This is a genomic window from uncultured Bacteroides sp., from assembly GCF_905207245.1.
GTDB lineage: Bacteria > Bacteroidota > Bacteroidia > Bacteroidales > Bacteroidaceae > Bacteroides.
In genome coordinates this window covers 1-21,476 of record NZ_CAJLKP010000023.1, presented here as the reverse complement: position 1 = coordinate 21,476, position 21,476 = coordinate 1, and the positions used below count along the sequence as shown (strand labels likewise).

The 21,476-nt window shown below is 38.9% G+C and carries 23 protein-coding genes; 18 read left to right on the top strand and 5 right to left on the bottom strand.

What is annotated here, in order from left to right; translation table 11 throughout:
• The 18 genes from QZ135_RS09295 to QZ135_RS09210 all read left to right on the top strand — a co-directional run bounded on the left by QZ135_RS09295 (nucleotide 1) and on the right by QZ135_RS09210 (nucleotide 14,591).
• On the top strand, nucleotides 1-753 hold the full coding sequence (locus QZ135_RS09295; RefSeq protein WP_294608249.1) for a glycosyl transferase family 2: 753 nt from the start codon (nucleotides 1-3) through the stop codon (nucleotides 751-753).
• Entirely contained in the window at nucleotides 743-1,813 is a 1,071-nt protein-coding gene (locus tag QZ135_RS09290; RefSeq protein WP_294608247.1) for an N-acetylneuraminate synthase family protein, read from the top strand. The genes QZ135_RS09295 and QZ135_RS09290 overlap by 11 nt, the downstream gene beginning before the upstream one ends.
• Nucleotides 1,810-2,319: an HAD family hydrolase gene (locus QZ135_RS09285; protein WP_294608245.1), complete on the top strand. Its 510-nt coding sequence runs from the start codon at nucleotides 1,810-1,812 to the stop codon at nucleotides 2,317-2,319. Before QZ135_RS09290 ends, QZ135_RS09285 begins: the two co-directional genes overlap by 4 nt.
• A 35-nt stretch (nucleotides 2,320-2,354) precedes the next feature.
• Nucleotides 2,355-3,530, top strand: coding sequence for a glycosyltransferase family 4 protein (locus QZ135_RS09280; RefSeq protein WP_294608243.1), 1,176 nt, complete (start codon nucleotides 2,355-2,357; stop codon nucleotides 3,528-3,530).
• A 41-nt stretch (nucleotides 3,531-3,571) separates the two neighbouring features.
• Nucleotides 3,572-4,765, top strand: a complete 1,194-nt coding sequence (locus QZ135_RS09275; RefSeq protein ID WP_294608240.1) for a hypothetical protein — start codon at nucleotides 3,572-3,574, stop codon at nucleotides 4,763-4,765.
• A 5-nt stretch (nucleotides 4,766-4,770) separates the two neighbouring features.
• The gene (locus QZ135_RS09270) at nucleotides 4,771-5,799 is read left to right on the top strand and encodes a polysialyltransferase family glycosyltransferase (RefSeq protein ID WP_294608236.1); all 1,029 of its coding nucleotides are present in this window, start codon (nucleotides 4,771-4,773) and stop codon (nucleotides 5,797-5,799) included.
• Nucleotides 5,800-5,848: 49 nt separating this feature from the next.
• A complete protein-coding gene (locus QZ135_RS09265; protein WP_294608233.1) occupies nucleotides 5,849-6,607 on the top strand; it encodes an SDR family oxidoreductase in 759 nt (252 codons plus the stop codon).
• Nucleotides 6,608-6,613: 6 nt separating this feature from the next.
• Nucleotides 6,614-7,267 carry a sugar transferase gene (locus tag QZ135_RS09260; RefSeq protein ID WP_294608231.1) on the top strand — a complete coding sequence of 218 codons (654 nt, stop codon included), beginning with the start codon at nucleotides 6,614-6,616 and terminating at the stop codon, nucleotides 7,265-7,267.
• 5 nt (nucleotides 7,268-7,272) lie between these two features.
• On the top strand, nucleotides 7,273-8,286 hold the full coding sequence (locus QZ135_RS09255; RefSeq protein WP_294608229.1) for a transketolase: 1,014 nt from the start codon (nucleotides 7,273-7,275) through the stop codon (nucleotides 8,284-8,286).
• A 9-nt stretch (nucleotides 8,287-8,295) separates the two neighbouring features.
• A complete protein-coding gene (locus QZ135_RS09250; RefSeq protein WP_294608227.1) occupies nucleotides 8,296-9,213 on the top strand; it encodes a transketolase C-terminal domain-containing protein in 918 nt (305 codons plus the stop codon).
• Complete coding sequence (locus tag QZ135_RS09245; RefSeq protein ID WP_294608224.1) at nucleotides 9,210-10,037, top strand: glycosyltransferase; 828 nt, start codon at nucleotides 9,210-9,212, stop codon at nucleotides 10,035-10,037. The genes QZ135_RS09250 and QZ135_RS09245 overlap by 4 nt, the downstream gene beginning before the upstream one ends.
• A 363-nt stretch (nucleotides 10,038-10,400) precedes the next feature.
• On the top strand, nucleotides 10,401-10,751 hold the full coding sequence (locus QZ135_RS09240; protein WP_294608221.1) for a hypothetical protein: 351 nt from the start codon (nucleotides 10,401-10,403) through the stop codon (nucleotides 10,749-10,751).
• Between the two features lie 395 nt (nucleotides 10,752-11,146).
• Nucleotides 11,147-12,673, top strand: a complete 1,527-nt coding sequence (locus tag QZ135_RS09235; protein WP_294608218.1) for a transposase — start codon at nucleotides 11,147-11,149, stop codon at nucleotides 12,671-12,673.
• A 41-nt stretch (nucleotides 12,674-12,714) separates the two neighbouring features.
• Nucleotides 12,715-12,882 carry a hypothetical protein gene (locus tag QZ135_RS09230; RefSeq protein WP_294608216.1) on the top strand — a complete coding sequence of 56 codons (168 nt, stop codon included), beginning with the start codon at nucleotides 12,715-12,717 and terminating at the stop codon, nucleotides 12,880-12,882.
• 167 nt (nucleotides 12,883-13,049) lie between these two features.
• Nucleotides 13,050-13,277 carry a DUF6364 family protein gene (locus QZ135_RS09225; RefSeq protein ID WP_294608213.1) on the top strand — a complete coding sequence of 76 codons (228 nt, stop codon included), beginning with the start codon at nucleotides 13,050-13,052 and terminating at the stop codon, nucleotides 13,275-13,277.
• Nucleotides 13,277-13,690 (top strand): PIN domain-containing protein, encoded by a 414-nt coding sequence (locus QZ135_RS09220; protein ID WP_294608210.1) that lies wholly within the window; start codon nucleotides 13,277-13,279, stop codon nucleotides 13,688-13,690. The genes QZ135_RS09225 and QZ135_RS09220 overlap by 1 nt, the downstream gene beginning before the upstream one ends.
• Nucleotides 13,691-13,903: 213 nt before the next feature.
• Nucleotides 13,904-14,404, top strand: coding sequence for an HU family DNA-binding protein (locus tag QZ135_RS09215; RefSeq protein WP_294608208.1), 501 nt, complete (start codon nucleotides 13,904-13,906; stop codon nucleotides 14,402-14,404).
• A 91-nt stretch (nucleotides 14,405-14,495) separates the two neighbouring features.
• Nucleotides 14,496-14,591, top strand: coding sequence for a smalltalk protein (locus QZ135_RS09210; RefSeq protein WP_294608205.1), 96 nt, complete (start codon nucleotides 14,496-14,498; stop codon nucleotides 14,589-14,591).
• A 156-nt stretch (nucleotides 14,592-14,747) separates the two neighbouring features.
• On the opposite strand, the gene QZ135_RS09205 is transcribed toward QZ135_RS09210, so the two are convergent.
• Genes QZ135_RS09205 through QZ135_RS09185 form a run of 5 tightly spaced genes read right to left on the bottom strand, consistent with a single transcriptional unit; the run spans nucleotide 14,748 to nucleotide 21,343 of the window.
• Nucleotides 14,748-15,632 (bottom strand): TraB/GumN family protein, encoded by an 885-nt coding sequence (locus tag QZ135_RS09205; protein ID WP_294608203.1) that lies wholly within the window; start codon nucleotides 15,630-15,632, stop codon nucleotides 14,748-14,750.
• A 27-nt stretch (nucleotides 15,633-15,659) separates the two neighbouring features.
• Nucleotides 15,660-16,172, bottom strand: coding sequence for a C40 family peptidase (locus QZ135_RS09200; RefSeq protein ID WP_294608201.1), 513 nt, complete (start codon nucleotides 16,170-16,172; stop codon nucleotides 15,660-15,662).
• A 2-nt stretch (nucleotides 16,173-16,174) separates the two neighbouring features.
• Complete coding sequence (locus QZ135_RS09195) at nucleotides 16,175-16,984, bottom strand: ABC transporter ATP-binding protein (protein WP_294608198.1); 810 nt, start codon at nucleotides 16,982-16,984, stop codon at nucleotides 16,175-16,177.
• Between the two features lie 8 nt (nucleotides 16,985-16,992).
• Nucleotides 16,993-18,486: a DUF5687 family protein gene (locus tag QZ135_RS09190; protein WP_294608195.1), complete on the bottom strand. Its 1,494-nt coding sequence runs from the start codon at nucleotides 18,484-18,486 to the stop codon at nucleotides 16,993-16,995.
• A 22-nt stretch (nucleotides 18,487-18,508) separates the two neighbouring features.
• Nucleotides 18,509-21,343 (bottom strand): M16 family metallopeptidase, encoded by a 2,835-nt coding sequence (locus tag QZ135_RS09185; RefSeq protein WP_294608192.1) that lies wholly within the window; start codon nucleotides 21,341-21,343, stop codon nucleotides 18,509-18,511.
• Nucleotides 21,344-21,476 lie beyond the last annotated feature (133 nt).

The window sequence follows — 21,476 nt, the reverse complement described above, 5'->3', positions numbered from 1 at the left end:
ATGAATATCGGAATTATCATACAGGCTAGAATGGGCTCAACTCGATTGCCTGGAAAAATTCTTAAAAAATTTTATAGAAATGATACGCTTCTAGAGATTTTACTTAATACTTTGCATAAAGTAGAAGGCGTGAAGGTCATCGTTGCAACCTCTGTAAATCCTAATAATGATGAATTAGAGCAATTCTTGAGAGTCAAAAGTGAGATCGTGTTTAGAGGATCAGAAAATGATGTTCTCGATCGATTTATAAGGGCTGCTGATGAAAATAAATTAAATGGTATTGTTCGTATCTGTTCTGACAATCCTTTTATGGATTGGCATGGAGTAGCAGAACTAGTCAACAAGGCCAAGAATAGCGAAGCTGACTACATAGGATTTCGCATAAACGACACACCGTCTATCAAAACTCACTTTGGTTTTTGGGGAGAGTACGTTAAGTTTGATGCTTTAAAGAAAGTTCAGGCTACTACAGAAGTAAATACACCTGCTCACGAGCATGTTACAATTCAAATTTATACACATCCTGATGAGTATAAATGCGAATGGATTGAGTGTCCTTCTTATCTTCAGGGACGTAATGATATTCGATTGACCATTGATACTCCAGAAGATATGCAGATTACTCAGAAGGTCTATTCAGATCTTAAAGCGCAGGATGACAATTTTAACTTGAAAGATGTGGTAGAATATCTTGATGAAAATCGGATTCTAAAAGAATCAATGTTGCAGATAATAAGTGATAATGAAAAATAAGACGAAAATGGATACGCAAGGGAAAACTTACATTATTGGTGAGATTGGTCAGAATCATAATGGTTCGGTAGACATTGCTAAACTACTCACTGAGTTAATCATAAGGCCCATCAAAGAGGATACTTTTGGCATCGACCTACCTCCAATAGATGCAGTCAAAATGACAAAGCGCGATTTAAATGAGGAGTTATCATCTTCACAAATGAATCGTATTTATGATACTCCAAATTCTTTCGGAAGAACTTATGGAGAGCATCGTGCTTTCCTTGAACTATCAGATGAGGAGCATTTCGAAGTTTATAAGTATGCTAAAAGCCTTGGTCTTAAGTTTGTAGAAACACTTTGTGCAAAGGGGTGTCTTTCGATGCTGAAGCTCTTCACTCCTGATCAACTCAAGGTTGCTAGTCGAGACCTTACAAACTTGCCTCTTCTTGCGGCAATGGCTGAAACTAAGATTCCAATCATCTTGTCAACTGGTATGGCTGGTAAGAAAGAACTTGATGATGCCATTGGGGTTATTACAAAGTGTCATGATGATATTTCAATCTTGCATTGTGTATCACAATACCCAACAGAGCCAGATAATTTGAATCTGCTTACTATAAAGTACTTACAGAAGCATTATCCTCAGTATACGATTGGTTTCTCTGATCATACCATCGGTATTGCTGCACCTATCATCGCAGTAGGCATGGGTGCTAAGATTATTGAGAAACATATCACTGTTGACAGAGGTATGAAGGGGACTGACCAGAAGGGGTCCTTAGGCCCTGATGGTGTTCGCAGAATGGTTCGTGATATCCGACTTGCAGAGCACTGGATGGGAATCGAAGATATGTACATTGATAAGAGTGTAGCAGGCTCAAAAGAAAAATTGGAGCGTTCAATTGCTTCTAATAAAGATTTAGAAGTTGGCCATGTAATTATTGAAGATGATCTTCATATGCTGAGTCCAGGTGATGGTTATAAGTGGAGCCAACTCAACGAAATCATAGGCAAAACTATCACTGTAGCAGTTCCTAAAAATGAAGTCATTTATCCAGATTTCTTGAAACAATGAATTTACCAAAATTGATATTGACCGACATTGATGGAGTCTGGACTGATGGAGGCATGTATTACAATGGTACTAATGTAGAATTGAAGAAATTCAATACCTACGATAGTGCTGGCATATTATTCGCACATCATTTAGGCATACCCGTAGGAATTCTTACTGGAGAAAATACGCAGATAGTACAACGAAGGGCAGATAAGTTGAAGGTTGATTATTGTTATTTAGGGGCAAAGGATAAGGTAGAAATAGCTCGCTCTTTGTGTCGTAAACTTAGTATACAATTTGCAGACATTGCCTACATTGGGGATGATCTAAATGACGTTAAGCTCTTAAAGCTTGTCGGGTGGTCAGGAGTCCCGTCATCAGCCCCTTTCTACATTAAAAAAATTGCAAATATTCACCTCAATAAAGCGGGCGGGGATGGAGTCTTTCGTGAATTCGTTGAAAAAATATTAGGAAATCATATTATCGAAGAAATAGTCGGAGATATTACTCTTGCAGAACAATGATAATGGAATGATTCTATTGCATAAGGCTGAAGAAAATGAAAAAAATAGCATTAATATATGGTAGTTGGTTGAATGCTCCAACAGGTGCAAGCAAGGTTGTTAAGTCTTTAGTTGAAAACAGAGACTTTTTAAGGAATGGGGTGGAAATAGTATCATTTTCGATGGATACAATATCACCTAGAAATTATGATGTCAATATAAAAAATAAGATATCTGTGACTTCAAGGATAAAAGATATCATTAACTTTATTTCTCAGTATAGTAGCTTGATAGCTCTTTTTTCGTTGTATATCACATACATGCGTCATGCCAAAGCAATAGTTAGATATTATAAAGATAATATTAATAATATCGATACTATTTTTATTCATGATATGTATACATGTTATTATTTTCTAAAATACAAATGTCCTTTTGAAAAATTAGTGTTAGTACTTCATACTAATGGCGAACCTTTAAAGATGGAGAAATGCTACCATCGAAGCCTTGCTCGCAAAAGAAATATTGGTATGAAGGTTCTTCTTTGTATGTATAAGAAGGTAATAAATTTTGCAACAGATATCTGTTTTGTGGCTCAGAATCCTGCAAATACATTTTGCAAATTAAATCCGGAAATTAATCCTGGTAAAGTTCATTATATTTATAACGGCCTACCTGACTTAAAAGACGGTCGTCAATATGTTCATAATGAACGTAAGGAGATTGTTTGTGTAGGATCAGTGACTGAACGTAAAGGTCAGAGAATGCTTGTAGATGCAATATGCTTAATTGCTCAAGAGAAAAAAATAGACTTTCATGTTACTGTTTTAGGAGATGGAGTGATAAGATCTGCATTAGAGAAAAAAATCAAAGATAATAATCTTTCGGATTATGTATCTTTTAAAGGATTTACGAATAATGTTGACAAATATTTGATAGAAAGTGACATTTTTATTCTTCCAAGTAAAGATGAGGGATTTCCCATGTCAATTCTAGAAGCAATGAGATTGTCTTTGCCAATTATTTCAACAAAGATTGCAGGTATACCAGAAATGGTTAAAACTGGATATAATGGCATACTAGTAGAGCCATCTACCAAGGAAATTTATAATGTATTACTTAATATTGATAAATATAATTGGGAAGAGATGGGAACTAATTCGAGAAAACTTTTCTTAGATCAATTCATAATAGATGAAATGGTAAATAAATATTCGGATATATTACTATAAATTAAATTAATATGTCAGTTGTTGCATAAACGCATCTATTTATGATTAAATTTTTAAGATTATTTGATTTTGTATCGTTTTCGTTTTTCCTTATTGTGGCTATTCTTTCTTGGGCAGGTTCGCATGGGGATAGTACTCTAAGTACTCAAGGAGAAAAACAAATTCTTACGATTGTAACCTTAATACTTTCTTTATTTGCATTATTCTCAATTTTGAAATCAAAAAAACGAACTAGTTCTGTTGTCATTATAATGCCTTTTTTGATATACTGCTCATTTAGATATTTATATTTATATGATGTAAGTATATGTTTCGAACCATTCTACTTCTATTTGATGTGTTTGTTCTGTTTTCTGGATAGTGACACAAAATTTAAAGTCTTTACATATTATAGGAAATATCTAGTGGTCATGGGCTTTTGCGGTATAATAGCTATATTGGGATATATTACAAGTCTTTTCCCATTTGAGGTATTACCATATTATCTGGATATACCTGGTACTTATTATATCAATTTCCATTTTGCTTATTTTTATGCATCTGAAACAGGTTTTCGTCTGTGCGGACTTTTTAACGAACCGGGTTATTTTGGAACGTTATTAGCTCTATATTTAGTAGCTGATGGGGTCAAGTTAAAGAGATGGGATAATATTGTAATGTTTGTAGCAGGAATCTTCACGCTATCGGCAGCTTTTCTTATTTTAATCTTTGTATATTTTGTTTTTACACGTTATAAAAGCAAAATGATGTGGATTGTCTTAGCAGTAATATTAAGTCTTATTATTAGTGTTGCAAATTTAGATTTCGGTAATCAGGCTGTAAATAGTACTATTCAAAGATTTTCTCCTAGTAATAAAGAGGGTATTTTAAATATGGATAATAGAGCCGAAGATGCCTTTAATAAATTTTATCAATCGTTTGTAATGTCTGAAGATTTCTTAACTGGAATGGGTTCTGGATATGCTTCAAAGACGTCTTTTAGCGTTTCATCATATAAATCATATGTTGTTGATTATGGCTTAATAGGTACTATTCTTATATTGGGTTCTTTATTCTTAAGTGCTTATAAATTTGCATATAGTAATAAACTTAAAGTTTTATATATTTTTATATTTTTTCTATCTGTCTACCAAAGGCCTTTCGTTTTTGCATTGCCGTATTTTTTAGCTTTATATGGAGGACTTCTTTATATTGATTATAGCGGAAATGTGTTAAAAAAACAAATAGCACAATGAAATAAATGAAACATCTATTCTGTGTTCACAGTTCTATAACGTTTTATATTTCGAAGGGTATAATATCTTTCTTAGATATTAATCCTGATGATGTGATTTTTTTTATAGATAATCATTACGTAAATAAATATGAAAAAGATATATATAATTCAGTAGATGGAACTGAAATAATGACTCTATTTAAGTCAATATCAATTGGAAAATTCTTAAGATTACCTTTAAGTATACGGAAGTTGGATGCTTTTGTACGTGAGGCTACAACGAATGAGAAATATATTCTATATATTCCAAATACTACATCATTTGCGTGCCAATCGATGATAACAAATTCATTGTGTGTAGGTTATAATTTAATCGAAGAAGGAATTGGAAGCTATAAAAAAGAATTGTTCAAACGTCCCCCCGTATTATTTCATGGCATAAAGCATTACTTATTAAAAGGACTTGATTTTTTTAGCAATAGAATTGAATTTGAACATCCATTTCTTGCACCGTATCGCAAATCGTCATTACGACCAAAATATTTCTATTTTAAAAGTGACATTGAGCCATTGATAGATGATTTTATTCAATTACCTTTTCCTAAGTATAATGGATTTCTACCTCTGGAATATGGGTCTCATATTTTTATAGTGAGTCCCCTCCTTGAATACAATCTCATTAGCGAAAAGAGTTTTATAAGTTCAATTAGTTATTTGGTAAATAAGCTAAAAAAGAATTGTAATACGCTTTATATTAAGTATCATCCATTTCAAGATTGTAAGGTTAAAGCATTGATAGAAAAAAAAATTGAAGAGGAATCTATAAAAACGAGCGTAATCAATGATGATGAACCTATGGAGCCACTTATTATGTCGAATAGAAAATTATTCCTGTACGGTTATGAATCAAGCCTGTTATTCTACGCTAGCCAAGATGACACAAATAGAGTCTATTCATTGGACGATTATGTATATAAACTTGATAATCTCTATAGGATACACAAAAAAGGTATATCGTATGAATTGTTGTTTAGGCATATAGAGCAACTTTAAGTTTAATACGAGAGATTAAGGTATGGAAAAATAAAACAAATTATAAATAATGGATATAGGCTTAAGATCAAAAAACGTTCTTATTGTTGGTGGTAGTAAGGGCATAGGTGAAGGTATTGTAATGGGCTTTGCAAAGGAAAATTGTAAGATCGTTAATATTGCACGTTCTGAGGATCTCTTAAAGGAGGTAGGAAAGAAAGCTCTTGAAATAGGTGTAGAATCATATCAGTACGAGGTTGTTGACATCATGGAATGTGATACAAAGAAGTTTGCTTCTGATTTGATCGAAAAATATGGTGTCTTTGATGTGGTAGTTCACAATGTAGGTGGTTCGCTTGTTAGTCGTGATCATCTTGCTGGTATTGAGGATTGGATTTATGCATTGAGATTTAATGTGCTTGCTTCAATTGATATGAATAGTATTCTTCTTCCTCCAATGATTGAGAGAGGTTGTGGGCGCGTTATTCATATTTCTTCTATTTCTGCTCAGATGCTTCGTGGCAATCCATTGTATGCATCTGCTAAGGCATTTTTGAATGCTTATGTTACTACTGTTGGGCGCAAGTTAGCTCCTACAGGAGTGTTGATGTGTTCTGTTATGCCAGGGGCTGTAGCTTTCGAGGGCAGCTATTGGGATAAGTACGTAAGAGAAGGTCACCCACGTGTTGAGGACTTCCTTCGTCATCATCAGGCTGTTAATCGCTTTGGTTCTCCTGAGGAGATTGCGAATGTGGTTGTTTTTATGGCAAGTGATAAATCATCTTTCATGCAGGCAGCAAATATTCCTGTAGATGGTGCTAACATGTAATAAAATATGAAAAGATTATTTGATATAATATTTAGTTTTATAGGATTGGTCTGTTTGTCTCCAATCCTCTTGATTATTTCATTGATTATCGTTATCGACTCTAAAGGCGGTATATTCTTTCGTGGTGTTCGTGTAGGTCATTATGGAAAGGATTTCCGCATATTTAAGTTCCGGAGTATGAAACCTGATTGCGAGGGTAAGGGCAAGTGGAATGTTGGTGATGATGACGATCGTATCACAACGATTGGTCACTACCTTCGTAAAACTAAAGTGGACGAACTTCCTCAGTTAATTAATGTTTTGATAGGTGATATGAGTTTGGTTGGTCCACGCCCAGAATTGCGTTACTATATAAATATGTATACCGATAGAGAGATGCCAATTCTTGATCAGAAACCAGGAATTACTGATTGGGCATCAATGGTAAATATTGCTCAGTTTAAGGACTTTACAGAGGCTGCAGACTCTGATGAATATTACTTGAAAATGGTTCGCCCATTGAAGTTGGAACTACAGCTTTACTATCGTTATCATCATTCATTCTTTGGTGATATCAAGTGTATTTTGTGGACAGTTTATAAGGTAATAACCAAGTCAGACAAATTACCTAAGTCTGTACAGGAGATTGTAGATAAATACGAAAGGACTCAACTAAAATAGAAAATATGGCAATTTATAAATGGACTAGCGAGCAACTAGCATGGAAGATTCGTCGACATGGAGTAGAAATGACTCATTTAAGTGGTGGTAGTCACCTTGGTGCAATTCTCTCTGTTGCAGATATTGTGGCAACATTATATGGCAATGTGTTGAATTACGATCCAAAGAATCCTAAATGGGAAGGTCGTGACCGCTTTATTTTGAGTAAAGGCCATGCAGGTGCTTCTATATATGCTGCACTTGCAGAGTGTGGTTTCTTTGATATTGAGGAACTGAAAACCCATTATCAGAATGGCAGTCGTCTTTCTGGTCATGTATCTCACCACCTTCCTGGTGTTGATTTCTCTACAGGCTCTTTAGGTCATGGTCTAGGCGCAGCTGTAGGTTTTGCTTATGCACTTAAGAAAGATAATCGCAAGGAACGTTCATTTGTTGTCCTTGGTGATGGAGAATGTGATGAAGGTTCGGTATGGGAAGCTGCATTGTTTGCTAATCATTTCCGCTTAAATAATCTTTGTGCTATTGTAGATCATAACCATATGCAAAGTATGGACTTCAATGAGAATACATTGGAAATTGAGGACTTTGGTGAGAAGTGGAAGGCTTTTGGATGGAATGTGATAGAAGTCAATGGCAATGATCATAAAGAGTTGAAGTCTGCTTTCAAGAAGGTTGCGGAATATTCTGCAAATGATGACCACAAGCCAACTGTTATCATTGCGAATACCATCAAGGGGTATGGAATACCTTTTATGCAGAATGATATTCTTTGGCACTACCGTTTCCCACACGACGGATGGGAGTATGATTGTGCTGTTAACGAATTGCATAAGATTAAGCCAGAGGGATGTGATGATTTTTATACTCCAAATGGCATTGAGAACCCTCAATTGCCTACTGAGAATGATGACATCTACAATGATCACACTTTCTCTTATACTTGGAATACATCTTATCCAGAGAAGATGAGAAGAGTGGATGCAAAGATTGGTACAACAGAAAAGGTTCATAACGTATAAAATAAAGAAATGAGAGATACATTTGTGAGAACTTTGGTAGCTTTTGCCAAAGAAGATAAGGATATAGAACTCGTAACTGGTGACCTCGGATTTGGAGTTTTGAAACCTTTCTGGGAGCAATGTCCAGATCAGTTTACCAATGCCGGTATTGCAGAGCAGAATATGACTAGTGTGGCTGCTGGTATGGCACTAACGGGCAAAAACGTATTTACATACAGTATTGGTAACTTTCCAACACTTCGTTGTCTAGAACAGATTCGTAATGATTGCGCTTACCACAATGTTAATGTGAAAATTGTTTGTATTGGTGGTGGCTTCGTTTATGGTGCTCTTGGTATGAGCCATCAGGCAACTGAGGATCTTGCGATTCTTCGTGCACTACCAAATATAGTTGTACTTGCTCCTGCGGATCTTATTGAGGCTGAGGAATGTACTAAGGCATTAGTTAAATACCAGGGAACTGCTTACCTTCGCTTAGGTAGAGGAGGAGAGAAACGTATTCATGATAAGATTGATAATTTTCAGATTGGTAAAGCTATCAAGGTGTGCGATGGCGCGAAGGTTGCTATTTTCTCTACTGGTGCTATCTTTGAGGAGGTAACAGCTGCAAAGGAAATGCTGAATGACAAGACTATCAATCCTGCTGTTTATACATTTCCAACAGTAAAGCCTATTGATAAGGAAACTGTCGAGCAGGTTGCAAAGAGTTTCGAATTGATTGTAACATGTGAGGAGCACAATATCATTGGTGGTTTTGGATCAGCTGTTGCTGAGGTAATGGCTGAAATGAAGGAAAAAAAAGCCACATTGCTTCGCACGGGTTTGAATGATGAATACTCGGTAAGAGTTGGTGATCAGAAGTATCTGAGAGGTCAGTATGGTATTGATGCCAAGGGTATTGTAGAAAAGATAAACAATAACTTATGAGTTACAGCCAATATAGCGTTTTAAGTTCAGTTTATAATAAAGAAAATCCTCATTATTTTAGAAGGAGTATAGATAGTATTATATCGCAAAGGTTTGTTACAGATGATTTTGTCATAGTCAAAGATGGCCCACTAACAAAAGAACTTGAAGCTATCCTTGATGAATATTCATCTAAGTATAACTTCATTCATGTCTGTGGTTATGAAGCTAATAAAGGCCTTGGGGCGGCTCTTAATTTTGGATTGGCAAAATGTAAAAATGAATTGGTAGCCAGAATGGATGCTGATGATATTTCACTGCCTAACAGATTTGAAAAGCAGATAGCTGCTTTTAATAAAGACCCTGAGCTTGGAATTTTAGGATCGGACATTTTGTTGTTTTCTGATGATGAAAATGTAATTGAAGGAAGAAAAAAAATGCCATCTACTTATGAAGAGATTTATAGATTTGGCAAGAGACGCAATCCTTTTAATCACCCAACAGTCATGTACAAAAAGAGTATTGTGGCCCAATATGGTGGGTATAACGAGACTCAAAGAGGTGAGGATTTTGCTCTATTTACTAAAATAGTGCAAAATCATGTGAATGCAATGAATATTCCCGAACCTCTTTTGTTATATAGGTCCAATAAAGACCAGTTCTCACGGAGAATATCAATGACAGATTCAAAAGCTGTTATACGAGTCATTTATAATAATTATAAAAGCGGATATGCTGGCTTGTCTGACCTTCTATATGTTATTGCACTCCAATTGGCAGGGCATCTTATTTCACCAAAGATTGGTGTTTTTTTATATAAGAAATTTTTCTTGAATAAATCCTAGAATTTCTTTCTTTTGATTATTCTATTTTTTTGAACTTTTAGCAATTGCTATTGAAGAGTAAGCACTCATTGGTAAGCGTCCCAAAATGACGTCTTGATCTGTTCCCATTTAGTCTTTACCTTTGCTGGACACTTAAAAAAGTAGTTTTATGTACAGCAGCAGTGATTTTGAAAAGTTATGGTTCCTCTACAAGACTGAGGGTGATCCCCAAGGAGTTTCGATCAATTCGTTTTGTCTAACCCAAGGTGTTCCTTATCGTGACTTTAATGCTTGGTTTGTTAAGACTCGTAAGAAAATCGTTCCGGTCCAGAGTTAGCGTCCCAAAAAGCTATATATGACCTTCGCTGATGAATGCATAAATTAATGTACAGCAACTCAGATTTTGAAAGATTCTTTATTCGCTACAAAGCTGAAGCCGCCCCTTCCGGCGAATCGATGCAGAAGTTCTGCTTTAGAAACAAGCTCCCTTATAACCTGTTTGAAAAATGGTACAAGGATACGCGTCACAAGTTAGTTCCCGTTCATGTGGAAGGTGCTCCTGCGAGTCTCGCGGAGAGTACTTCGGAGAACGAAGTTGCCCCTTCTCCACAATCATCAGGTATTTCCCGCATCATGGTGGATATTCGGATGACCAACGGTATTCATATTCAACAGCGAAATTTAAGCTACGATGGTCTAAAACGCTTAGTAGAGAAGTTGGAGGCTTTATGTTAAGCATCACCGGCCTGAATCAATTCTATTATTTGCGTGGCTTTCACGATATGCGTTGCAAATATGAGCGTGTATTGTCTATCATACACCAGCAATTGGCCCGTGAGCCTCAGGCTGGCGACGTGTTTATAGTGATGTCCAAAGACCATAGGCTTATCGTCTGTTCAGCTACGACAGACGTTCTTACAGCCTGTATGAGAAACGTTTTGTTCCCGGTTATAAGTTTATGCATGTCGAGTTTGAAAACAACCTTCCCGTGCATAAAATCAATTGGGAAGATGTTGTGTTATTATTGGAAATCCCTGTAATTAAGGGTCTGAATATTAGGTAAATAATCGTGTGTTTTCTTGTCAGTATCATTGTTTTTTCGTATCTTTATAGTGTGACAGACAATGAATATGGACAAGGAAGAACGCACTAGAATATTAACTTCATCAAAGCTGCTTAAGGCCAGGGATGATTCTCCGGAACCTTGGGTGGATCCATATTCAGATATGTCAAGTGACGAAAAATCAAAATTGTTATGTGAGCTTATGGCCATGCACCTTCGCGATGAAAAGCGCAATGAGGAACTCATGGCCAAGCTTGATGGGCTTCTTGATGTGAACAGGCAAATGTCCGACCTCAAAGCTATGCTCGCAGAATCAGAAAAGCGGGCCAAGGCCAAAGATTCCCTGATAGAGCATCTGCTTAAAAAGATAACTTCTCTGGAAGAGGTTATCCGACTGAATAATAAGCATACTTATGGCAGCAAGAGTCAGCAACGTAAGTCCAAGAAAACAGAGGATGATGACCATACCAAAAACAAGGATGATTTTGACGGGACACGGGAATCTTTAGGAAACACATCGTCAGCTTCTGATAAGTCTGATGTGGAACCGGAAAAGAAGGAGAAAGAAGTCCGCCTGTACAGACAAGGTAAGGCATACCGCACCATGACGGCCGACAAATCCGTCTGCCATGAATGTGATATAACGAAATTGCCTGAAGGTGCCATTATCATAAAACGTATGCGCCGGTATTCTTACGAGCAGGTAAGCAGTATAATAGAGCATGATTATGAAGTAATCCGCTACAAGACAGTTGAGGGAATCATCCGTGACGGATACTTTCCTCTTGATGGCGAACCTGAAATAATGGATGTCGTACCCGGTACTCATGCGTCAAGTACCTTTATGGCTTATCTTGCTTTCAACAAATATGTTCTTGACACTCCTTTGTACAGAGAGATATCACGTATCCTTGACGAGGATATGCGGCTAAGCCGCATGACCCTGACCAATTGGCTTGAGAAAGGTTCATTTCATATTAACAAACTGATAGGTTTCCTGAAAGAATGTTGCCTTGAAAAAGATTCAGTCATCCATTGTGATGAGACCTGGTGCAAGGTGAAAGTTAAATCCGCTTACAGGAGGTATATATGGTATCTTGTCAACAAGACAGAGAAGATTGTCATATATTGCTATGAGGATGGTTCCAGAGGTCGTGACGTATTACGCCATATCCTCGGTGACCATGGAATAAAAGCGTTACAGTCAGATGGATATAACGTATATATGTATCTTGATGACAATCTGACAGACATCGAACATGTTTGTTGCATGGCACATGCAAGGGCAAAGTTCAAATATGCCATGGAACAAGGTGGTGACCTTGATGCCGCTTTCTTCGTTGATTGCATTGGTGAACTTTATGTGTTGGAGGCTGAATATGAGCATGGGCGGCTTTCCCCGGAACAGATAAAGACATGTCGGAACAATCTTAAGACAAAAGAAATCATAATCCGTCTGCGCAGTAAACTTGACGCATTGTTGAGTGATGATCATCCTCCACGGGGTGAACTAATGGAAAAGGCTCTCCGGTATCTGAAGGCTTTTTGGACACAACTGTTTGCATATACGCATGACGTTTCATACGTCCTTTAGCCGGAGAACGTAAGAACTCGCTATTCTTCGGAAGCGGAAAGATGGCAAGTGTATCAGCCGCATACCATACGATAATATCTACCTGCAAGATGCAAGGCGTACCTGTACTGCAATATCTGAAGGAATTCTTCAAACAGATAGTGATCGGTCGTACCGATTATGAGAATTTGCTGCCGATAACTATCGGATTAAATAATAATAAATATTAAAAAACAATCCAGATTTTAATAAACTTTATACGGAAACCGCTTAAATGCGGTTTTCCGTATGGGATATGTCTAAATTGGACGCTAACCGACTCTGAAAGAACTTTCTTTTTATCTTCTTGTTGATTGAATAAATAATGGTATCTTTGTATTGGAAAGGAGAATGAAGTATGACAACGAATTTAATAATAGAATTAGATAATACTCTATTAGAAAGTCTTAACCAATATGCTAAAAGTAAAGGAAGAACTGTGTCTGAAATATTAGAGGGACAGTTGCGCAAATTGGTGCAAACTCAATCAAGAAGGAAAGCGACTCCGGTCTCTTCTAAACTACGTGGAGTTGTAAAGTTGCCTAAAGATTTTGACTATAAAAAAGAACTGGAAGAAAGAATCTGATGAAGCACTATTTTGTAGATACTAATGTTGTAATTGATATGTTGGCAGATCGCGAGGGATATGCTGATGCTGCTTGCGAGCTTTTTGATGCTGCAGGAAGAGGGGAGGTGCATTTGTCTATCTGTGCTCTGTCTTATTCTACTATTTATTATATTCTGCGTAAGTATGCAGGAAAAGAGAATGCTATTTCAAGTTTACGTGATTTGTCTGAATATGTTTCTATTTTATCAGTTGATGCGGAGATAATAAAAAAAGCATTATATTCTGAATTCTCTGATTATGAAGATGCAATACAGTATTATTCTGCATTACAAGACACTTCTGTTGAAGGTATAATAACGAGGAATATTAAAGATTATAAGTATTCGGGTATTCCTGTGCTATTACCAACAGAATTTCATAAATCATATTAGAACTTATTGTTCCGGAAAAATAACGCTATCCCTAAATCAGTTGGATAGCGTTGTTTTATATGCTTGATTTGTAGGAGTTTATAGATTTATTTGAGATAACAGTGTTTGTAGTCCTGCTTTCTTCGTTTATCCCTGATATAATCTTCACCTTTGCACTGTTGATCAACGCAAAAATAAAATGAAGTTGAATTTAAAAGTAAAAGGAGAAAGATTATGCCTTTATTGTATTATGCGAGACAATCGCAGTTGAAAACGAAAGATGGTGTGAACCAATGGCACCTGACTTTGAAGAAAGTGGGACGGGCTGTAAGTTTGCAGCAGTTGGGTGAGATGGTGGCTGAAAAGTGCTCGGCAACACCGGGTGATGTGCACAATGTAATCAGAAACTTGGTGTCGGTGATGCGGTTGCAATTACTGAATAGCCGTACTGTCCGCCTGGATGGTTTGGGAACATTTACTGTGATGGCACGAACACGTGGAAAGGGAGTGGATAATGAGAAAGATGTAACTCCGAATCAGGTGACATCTTTGCATTTCATGTTTACTCCCGAATATACACGTCCTGCAGCTCTGGGTACTACCCGTGCGCTATGGCAAGGTGTTGAATTCGAGAAGTGGACGGGTAAAGATGCTACTGGCAATGATGATTCGGGTAACGGTGGAGGAGGAAACTCCGGTGGCGAAGGAGGACTTGGCGAAGATCCACTGGGATAGGGTCTTGAAGCCGGAGGCTTCAGAAATTAAAAATTAAAGAATTAAAAATTAAAGGCTGCGCAGTCTGTTCATTATTAAAATGTTGAAGAATATGAAAAAAACGGTTTGGGATAAGATTTTGAAAATTGTAATAGCTGTGGCATCGGCTGTGTTAGGAGTTTTGGGAGCCAATGCTATGGGTATGTAGTGAAACTTATATAATGATGAACGAGGGTATGTTAGGTATGAATCCTGATGTACCCTTTTTTATGTAAAATCGGGTGACTGCAATCACTTGCAATCACCCGGTATCTTACATTGTTTCGTGTTTATAAAATGTTAGTAAAGAGAGAATTTATAGTTTTTATTTCATAGGTTCTACGCTATAACCTGCCTGTTTCAACAAGTTTAATACGCCATTATTTCCCGGCAGGTGGCCGGCACCAACCACAAATAGAGTAGGAGCATCCTTCATGATAGTCGGCATTTTCTCAATCCATGCTTTGTTGCGGTTGTCTAACAAAGCTTCCATCTCACCCGGTAGCGGATCACAGGAGTTACCATCACGTTCTTCCATCAGCTTCAGCATATCATCCAGTTTCTGGGCTTTATATGCTTCGTTCAGACGTTTGGTCTGGTCCATAGCCTTGTCAATGTCGCTTACGAGACAATAGAGTAAATTGGCTTGGCGTTGCAAAGTCTGGCTGTTGAAGAGTACGTTTATCTGGGACTGAAGGGTTTCTAAACCACCTACTTTTTTACCGTTCTGTATGGCTTGTTGCTGGAAGTAAGTATCCAGTTGTTCTTGCGGATTGAAACCGCCCAAATGTTTCATGCACAATATCACGGTAAGCTGTTGAGTGATGGCGGCCGGTTTCAATTTTGCCAGCATAGCAATGTCAGCCATCATATTTTCTTTTACTACCTTGCCTACTGCCTCATACTGTTCAGGAGTGAAAAGAGCTTGAAGAGTGGTATCTCCTGCTATCATCATGCTCTGTTGCATTGTTTGCATGAATTCGGGAGACATTGCTTCGGACATGACAACTTCTCCATATACTTGGGCAGTTCCGTCTATAGCTTGTGGCAGTCCGGCGATGCTATCTTTGATACTTAATGGTACCAAATGGTGTGTACCCAAAATGTAGGAAGGTTTTTCCTGACCGTTACCAGAGATTTTCCACAATAATTGTGCGTTGGCATTCAGCGCAATGCCGATAAAGAGGAGAATACCTAAAATTTTTTTCATTCTTTTTTCTTTTTGAAGTTTAAACTATCATTTTACCCTTCCCCCACAAAGCCAGTATTGCGTATAGTACTTTTCATTGAGAGCACTGACAATTACTCCTTTGCTGGTGCTGGCATGGATGAATTTTCCATTTTTGAGGTAGATACCCACGTGCGCCACTTTCTTTTTGGAGGCACGGCTGGTGAAAAAGACCAGGTCTCCCTCACGCAGGTTACGGCGGGATACTTTGTTGCTTTCTTTAAGCTGGTCGTTAGTACTTCGGGCCAGACGGATGTTATATACTCTTGTATAGAGTTGTGATACCAGACCGGAACAGTCGGTACCCTGTTTGCTGTCACCGCCTGCGCGGTAGGGAACACCTAACCACTCCGCAGAGGCGATGTACAGCTTATGGTTATCTTCCTTATTTATATCTACTCCCAAACGGACAGACGCCTTAGCCAGTGCCTTATAGTCGAGGCGCGGCGCCGAGCTGCGACAAGAACTTAAACTAAATGCCAGTCCGACAAGTGCAACTATATATAAGAAGTGTTTTCTCATTCCTATTCTTCTTTCTTTTCCGGTTGAACTACTGTTTCTTCAACGATTGTCTCCGGATCAGGTGTTTCTTCGATCACTGCTTCCGCCAGTTCTTCTTCAATTTCTTCTTCTACTCTGATATTGAAGTAGTCTTCAAGCTCTTTCTCTGCCGAATTGTTTTCATTCTGGATATCGCGGATAATCACACCGTTCTCCAACAGGGCAATACGGGGACATACATCTACCGTATGGTTCAGATTGTGGCTTGAAATGATTACCGTGGCATGATGCTCTTCATTATATTTTTTCAGCAAGTGCTTGATGATGGACTGCGAACTCGGATCAAGGAAGTTGAACGGTTCGTCCAGAATAAGTAATTGAGGATGATGCAACATAGCGGAGATGATACCGATTTTCTGCTTGTTTCCGGCAGAGAAGTTACGGATAAACTTTTTCTGACCAATCACTTCATTATTCATGAAACGTTCAAACGGAAGCAACCGTTCGTCTACTTCTTCTTTTTTCAGACCATACATCTTACCGATGAAGTAGAAATACTCTTCTGGAGTGAGATAATCAATCAGAAAACCATCATCGATGAAAGCACCGGTGAACTGTTTCCAGTCTTCGTTTTTACATACGTCGATGTTGTTGATTGTTACATTACCCTGATCAGCTTGCAGCAGGTCCAACATCAGGCGGAAAAGGGTAGTCTTACCAGCTCCGTTGTTACCTACCAATCCTAACATATCACCTTGTTCGATGATATATTTCTCAATATCTACGGCTTTCTTTTGTCCGAAGTTCTTTTGAAGTCTGTTAATCTCTATCATATTCGTAATTATTTTTGTCTACTATCGTGAAATCCTTCCATATTCTTATACCGGCGCTTCATGAAGCGGTGATATACATTCCTTAACCACCATCTTGAAGTGGCAATGAATATAATGCCGATGCCAATGAGAATCCATGGGGCAACTTCTGTACCGACGGTTGCTTTTAATGCGAAGAGCAACAACAATGGCACGCCAAAGGCTCCTCCCGATATGAGATTTTGCAAGCCTGTACCCACATTCTGACGACTGGTCATCTTTGAATTCAGTGCAAGTGTCTTGTTGTTATACACTGCCAACTGGAACAGGCAGCAGTATACAGCTCCCGGAACAAATACAAGCCATGACACACAGGTCAGTACGGACACTTTGCCTGTTACCATGCCAGGAATCATCAACACAAATGGAATGATGAGAGCCAGACTATATAAAATATATTTGGCACGCAACAACGAATAGATAGATTCTCTGCGGCTCATCAGTCCATCAATGTAATTACCTTCATAGCTCATCAGAGGTGAAAGGAACAGGATGCCGAAAATAATATAGTTATAAAGTACGAAGAAATCGCGCATACCTCCGTCGTAAATATCAGAGAAACTGATAATAAGGCTGAACATCAGTACTACTGCAGTGATGGAATAGAGTGACTTCTTGCATACTTTGTTACGCAGCAATAATTTTAGTTCCAACCGGATGTATTCACCTATTTCCCCGTAACGATCCAGAAATTTGTATTCGGATACGGTTTTAACTTGCACAGTCGTATCTTCTACTTTGTTCAATTCATTGTAGACCAATTTCTGCATGATGCTCCGGTTGATGAACCACATGAGAGCAATGGCTACCAGGGTACCGGCAAATATCAGTATATTTCCGGTAATGAATCCTTCACCCAGTTCGATTGAGAGAGCGAACAACGGACTGTTGTCCGGAATGAAGAGTGCCGCCGCAATGCCGCCATATACTGCTACCGGCAAGAGGAACCACCAGATGCGTTCGTCCATCAACGTGCGGCACAGTAAATACCAGTAATTATTGAATATAATAAGCAACCAGATGCCGATGCAATAGGTCACCACACCTGCTATTCCATAAAATTTGGTGACGGTGATGATGGCGAACGGAACAAACAGGAAGAGCCAGAACAGGTTGAAACTGCTGAGTCCGGAACGCAAGAGCAGAAAGTCTATCAAACGGTTGCGTTTGATGGGAAGCAATAAGTAGGGCTTAACTTCCTGCGTGGGCGTTTTCAAAAAAGGCAGCCGTAAGAGAAAGTCGAGGGCAAGGATAAATATCAGTCCGCTATTCATTACATGGTAGGCTTCTTTTGCTCCACCATCGAAGGCAAACGCAAATGTTGTACCAAAGAAGATCAGATAACCAGCCCAGAATACACTCATGAAGTACATCCAAAACTTTCCGAATTTACTCTTTTCGTACATCGGATGCCGCTTTTCTGCCAACTTTCCGTGCTTGCGTAGTTCGAGAAATAAGTTCATGTTATTTAGTTATTAGTTATTATCACTTATTCACCGTCATTGTTACTTCAATTTCGTTTCCTTGTTTCAGTAAGTCTGCTGCGAACTTCTGGAGTTCTTTGGCAGTGATACCATTTACAAGGTCTGTATAGTCCTTAGTCATATCCATACCATAGAAGAAGTAATCATTCAGGTTGTTCAGCCAGTATGCGTTTTCCTTTTGGTTGTCGGCATACTTTTTCAACAGATACTCTTTTACCTTCTGCAGATGTACCTCGGAAGGACCTTCGGCTGCCAGTTTCTTCAATTCATCTACTACAATACCAGCCAGTTTGTCTTTCTTTTCCGGATCGGTCTGGAAGATGATCTGCATCAGCAGTTGTTCTTTCGGATACTTCTGTAAATTGCCTATACAGTTCACACCGTATGTACCTCCTTCTTTCTCACGTACCTCTTCGGTATAAACCATATCGAGAACCTGAGTCATGCAGCTCAACAGGATATTGTTTTTCAATGTATAAGGAGCTTTTCCGCTATACAGGAATACGATGGTTGCTGTAGGAGTTTGTTGTTCCTTAGCAAATTCATTTTTATATACACCTTTACGGATCTCCATCTTGGTATCTTTAAAGGTCTCCTTGCGGTTGATGGCAGGCAGTGCACCCAGATATTCCGCAATCAGCGGTTTGGCGGTTTCAAGGTCGATGTTACCTACAAAGTAGAATGTAAAGTCGCTGGCATCTTTGAAACGGTCGTTGTACATTTCCAGAATGCGGTCATAATTGATTTGGTCTATCATTTCCGGTTTGAGCAATACTAAGCGCGGATGGTTGCCATACATAGCTCTCTGTAAAGAATCTCCAATGGAAGAAAGCGGGTTTGCTTGTGCACTTTCCAACTGCGCTTTCGTGCGACTCTTGTAAGATTCGAATGCTTCCATGTCTTTGCGCGGAGCTGTGAATGTGAGATATGTCAACTGCATCATGGTTTCAAAGTCTTTCGGGGAGCAAGTTCCGAATACGTTTTCAGTTGTTGCACCCAGACCGGCTTGAACAGATACTTTTTTACCAGCCAATACCTTTGTCAGGTCTACTTTGCTGAAATTGCCCAAACCACCTGCGGCAACCACATTATCCATAACAGCGAAGTTTAGTGCATCTTTGTCGGGGAAAATGGATTTACCACCCAGGCTGGTACCTTTCATACGAATTTCGTCAGCTTTGAAGTCGGTCTTCTTGATGTAAACCGTTACACCGTTAGAGAGGACGAGCTTTGTGCTGCCATAAATTTCACCTTCTTTTTCTGAAACGATTTTGCCACCTTTCGGTGCTTCTTTCATCAGAGGTTCGTCAGATACCTTATCTACATATGCTTGCAGGTCAAGATTCTTCATGCCTTTCAGCAAAGCGACAACTTCTTCTTTCGTCGGGTACTTCAATCCTTCTTTCTCAGGACCGGCAATAATTACTACCTGATTGCTGTCCGGAACGAGTTGCTGCATGACCATATTCATGGCTTGTATAGGGATGTTCGGAGCCAGTTGGTTCATCATGGCGTATTCTGTTTCGATGCCCGGGATAGGTTCTGCATCCAGGAAGTTGCGTACATATTCGCGTACATAAGAACCGTGTTTGGTTTTCTCGCGTTCATTGTAAGCAGATTCCAAACGTTGCAGATAATTGGCGCGTGCACGGCTATATTCTGATTCGGTGAAGCCGAAACGACGGGCACGTTCTGTTTCTTGTAATAGAGTTTTCATAGCTTCTTCAATGCCGTCAGCTTTGCTTGAAGCGTAAATATTGAGAGCTTCTTTTGTCTTAGACAGGAAGAAGTTGCCGTAAGTACTGGCAGCACGGGTAAACGGCGGGTTAGCGCTTTGGGTAATTTCGCTCAGGCGGGCATTCAGCATACTGGTAATCATGCTTACCATATATTGGGAAGCCAGATAACCTACATTGTTCTTTTCAGAATCAGGAGTTGCATCCTGCTTGAAATAGAGTTCGATAGACGGGTCGTCCACCTCTTTATCCGTACCGATGGCTACGATAGGTTCTTTGTTGTCTGCTACAGGGAAGTAAGTACGTTCTGCCGGATTTTCCGGTTTTTTCACGTCAGCGAATACTGCCTTCAATTTGGCTTCTACGGCGTCTACATCGATATCACCTACGATAACGATACCTTGCAAATCGGGGCGATACCATTTGTGATAGTAATCGCGGATATCTTTATAAGGGAAATTATTGATAACGTCGATAGAACCGATGGGCATACAATCTGCATACTTGTCGCCCGGATAAATTACGGGAGACAGGTCGGTATAAACACGCAGCATGCCACTGTTACGGCTACGCCATTCTTCACGGATAACTCCACGTTCCTTATCGATCTCATCATCTTTCAGTAAGATGAAGTTAGACCAGTCGTGCAGGATCAATAAACAGGAATCCAGTACATTGGGGCGGTCGATAGGAGCGTTACTGATGTTATAAACTGTTTCGTCGATGCTGGTATAAGCATTCAGGTTTGTACCGAATTTGATGCCTACGGTTTCACACCAAGGTATGATGCCGAGACCTTTGTCATCACCGGGGAAGTTTTTCGTGCCATTGAAGGCCATGTGTTCCAGGAAGTGTGCAAGTCCGCGCTGTTGCGGTTCTTCGAGGATGGAACCTACTTTCTGGGCGATATAGAACTCGGCCCGGTTTTCGGGTAATTTGTTGTGACGGATGTAGTAAGTAAGACCGTTGTCTAACTGGCCGATGCGGACATTCTTGTCAACGGGAAGGGGCGGGAATTGCATTTGTTGTGCTACCGCTTGTTGAAAACTGGCGCATAACACTAATGCTACAACCAGTAAACTGCGAAATAAATGTTTCATATTTGATGTAGATTAAAATTGTTTCTTGCTCTATTTGTCGGAAGGAGTGGGAGGAAATCACAGGGAAAGGGAAAGTTTTTACTAAAAAAAGGTGCAGAAGGGAATAAAGTTACGAGCTACAGGCTACAAGCTA

Bases quoted from the DNA above. Each gene is read 5' to 3' on its own strand.
- QZ135_RS09195 (WP_294608198.1), bottom strand. From the start codon at position 16,984: ATGATAGAGATTAACAGACTTCAAAAGAACTTCGGACAAAAGAAAGCC.
- QZ135_RS09240 (WP_294608221.1), top strand. From the start codon at position 10,401: ATGTACAGCAACTCAGATTTTGAAAGATTCTTTATTCGCTACAAAGCT.
- QZ135_RS09200 (WP_294608201.1), bottom strand. From the start codon at position 16,172: ATGAGAAAACACTTCTTATATATAGTTGCACTTGTCGGACTGGCATTT.
- QZ135_RS09215 (WP_294608208.1), top strand. From the start codon at position 13,904: ATGCCTTTATTGTATTATGCGAGACAATCGCAGTTGAAAACGAAAGAT.
- QZ135_RS09265 (WP_294608233.1), top strand. From the start codon at position 5,849: ATGGATATAGGCTTAAGATCAAAAAACGTTCTTATTGTTGGTGGTAGT.
- QZ135_RS09290 (WP_294608247.1), top strand. From the start codon at position 743: ATGAAAAATAAGACGAAAATGGATACGCAAGGGAAAACTTACATTATT.
- QZ135_RS09260 (WP_294608231.1), top strand. From the start codon at position 6,614: ATGAAAAGATTATTTGATATAATATTTAGTTTTATAGGATTGGTCTGT.
- QZ135_RS09230 (WP_294608216.1), top strand. From the start codon at position 12,715: ATGGCAAGTGTATCAGCCGCATACCATACGATAATATCTACCTGCAAG.
- QZ135_RS09235 (WP_294608218.1), top strand. From the start codon at position 11,147: ATGGACAAGGAAGAACGCACTAGAATATTAACTTCATCAAAGCTGCTT.
- QZ135_RS09295 (WP_294608249.1), top strand. From the start codon at position 1: ATGAATATCGGAATTATCATACAGGCTAGAATGGGCTCAACTCGATTG.
- QZ135_RS09270 (WP_294608236.1), top strand. From the start codon at position 4,771: ATGAAACATCTATTCTGTGTTCACAGTTCTATAACGTTTTATATTTCG.
- QZ135_RS09275 (WP_294608240.1), top strand. From the start codon at position 3,572: ATGATTAAATTTTTAAGATTATTTGATTTTGTATCGTTTTCGTTTTTC.
- QZ135_RS09255 (WP_294608229.1), top strand. From the start codon at position 7,273: ATGGCAATTTATAAATGGACTAGCGAGCAACTAGCATGGAAGATTCGT.
- QZ135_RS09205 (WP_294608203.1), bottom strand. From the start codon at position 15,632: ATGAAAAAAATTTTAGGTATTCTCCTCTTTATCGGCATTGCGCTGAAT.
- QZ135_RS09220 (WP_294608210.1), top strand. From the start codon at position 13,277: ATGAAGCACTATTTTGTAGATACTAATGTTGTAATTGATATGTTGGCA.
- QZ135_RS09250 (WP_294608227.1), top strand. From the start codon at position 8,296: ATGAGAGATACATTTGTGAGAACTTTGGTAGCTTTTGCCAAAGAAGAT.
- QZ135_RS09210 (WP_294608205.1), top strand. From the start codon at position 14,496: ATGAAAAAAACGGTTTGGGATAAGATTTTGAAAATTGTAATAGCTGTG.
- QZ135_RS09285 (WP_294608245.1), top strand. From the start codon at position 1,810: ATGAATTTACCAAAATTGATATTGACCGACATTGATGGAGTCTGGACT.
- QZ135_RS09245 (WP_294608224.1), top strand. From the start codon at position 9,210: ATGAGTTACAGCCAATATAGCGTTTTAAGTTCAGTTTATAATAAAGAA.
- QZ135_RS09190 (WP_294608195.1), bottom strand. From the start codon at position 18,486: ATGAACTTATTTCTCGAACTACGCAAGCACGGAAAGTTGGCAGAAAAG.
- QZ135_RS09225 (WP_294608213.1), top strand. From the start codon at position 13,050: ATGACAACGAATTTAATAATAGAATTAGATAATACTCTATTAGAAAGT.
- QZ135_RS09185 (WP_294608192.1), bottom strand. From the start codon at position 21,343: ATGAAACATTTATTTCGCAGTTTACTGGTTGTAGCATTAGTGTTATGC.
- QZ135_RS09280 (WP_294608243.1), top strand. From the start codon at position 2,355: ATGAAAAAAATAGCATTAATATATGGTAGTTGGTTGAATGCTCCAACA.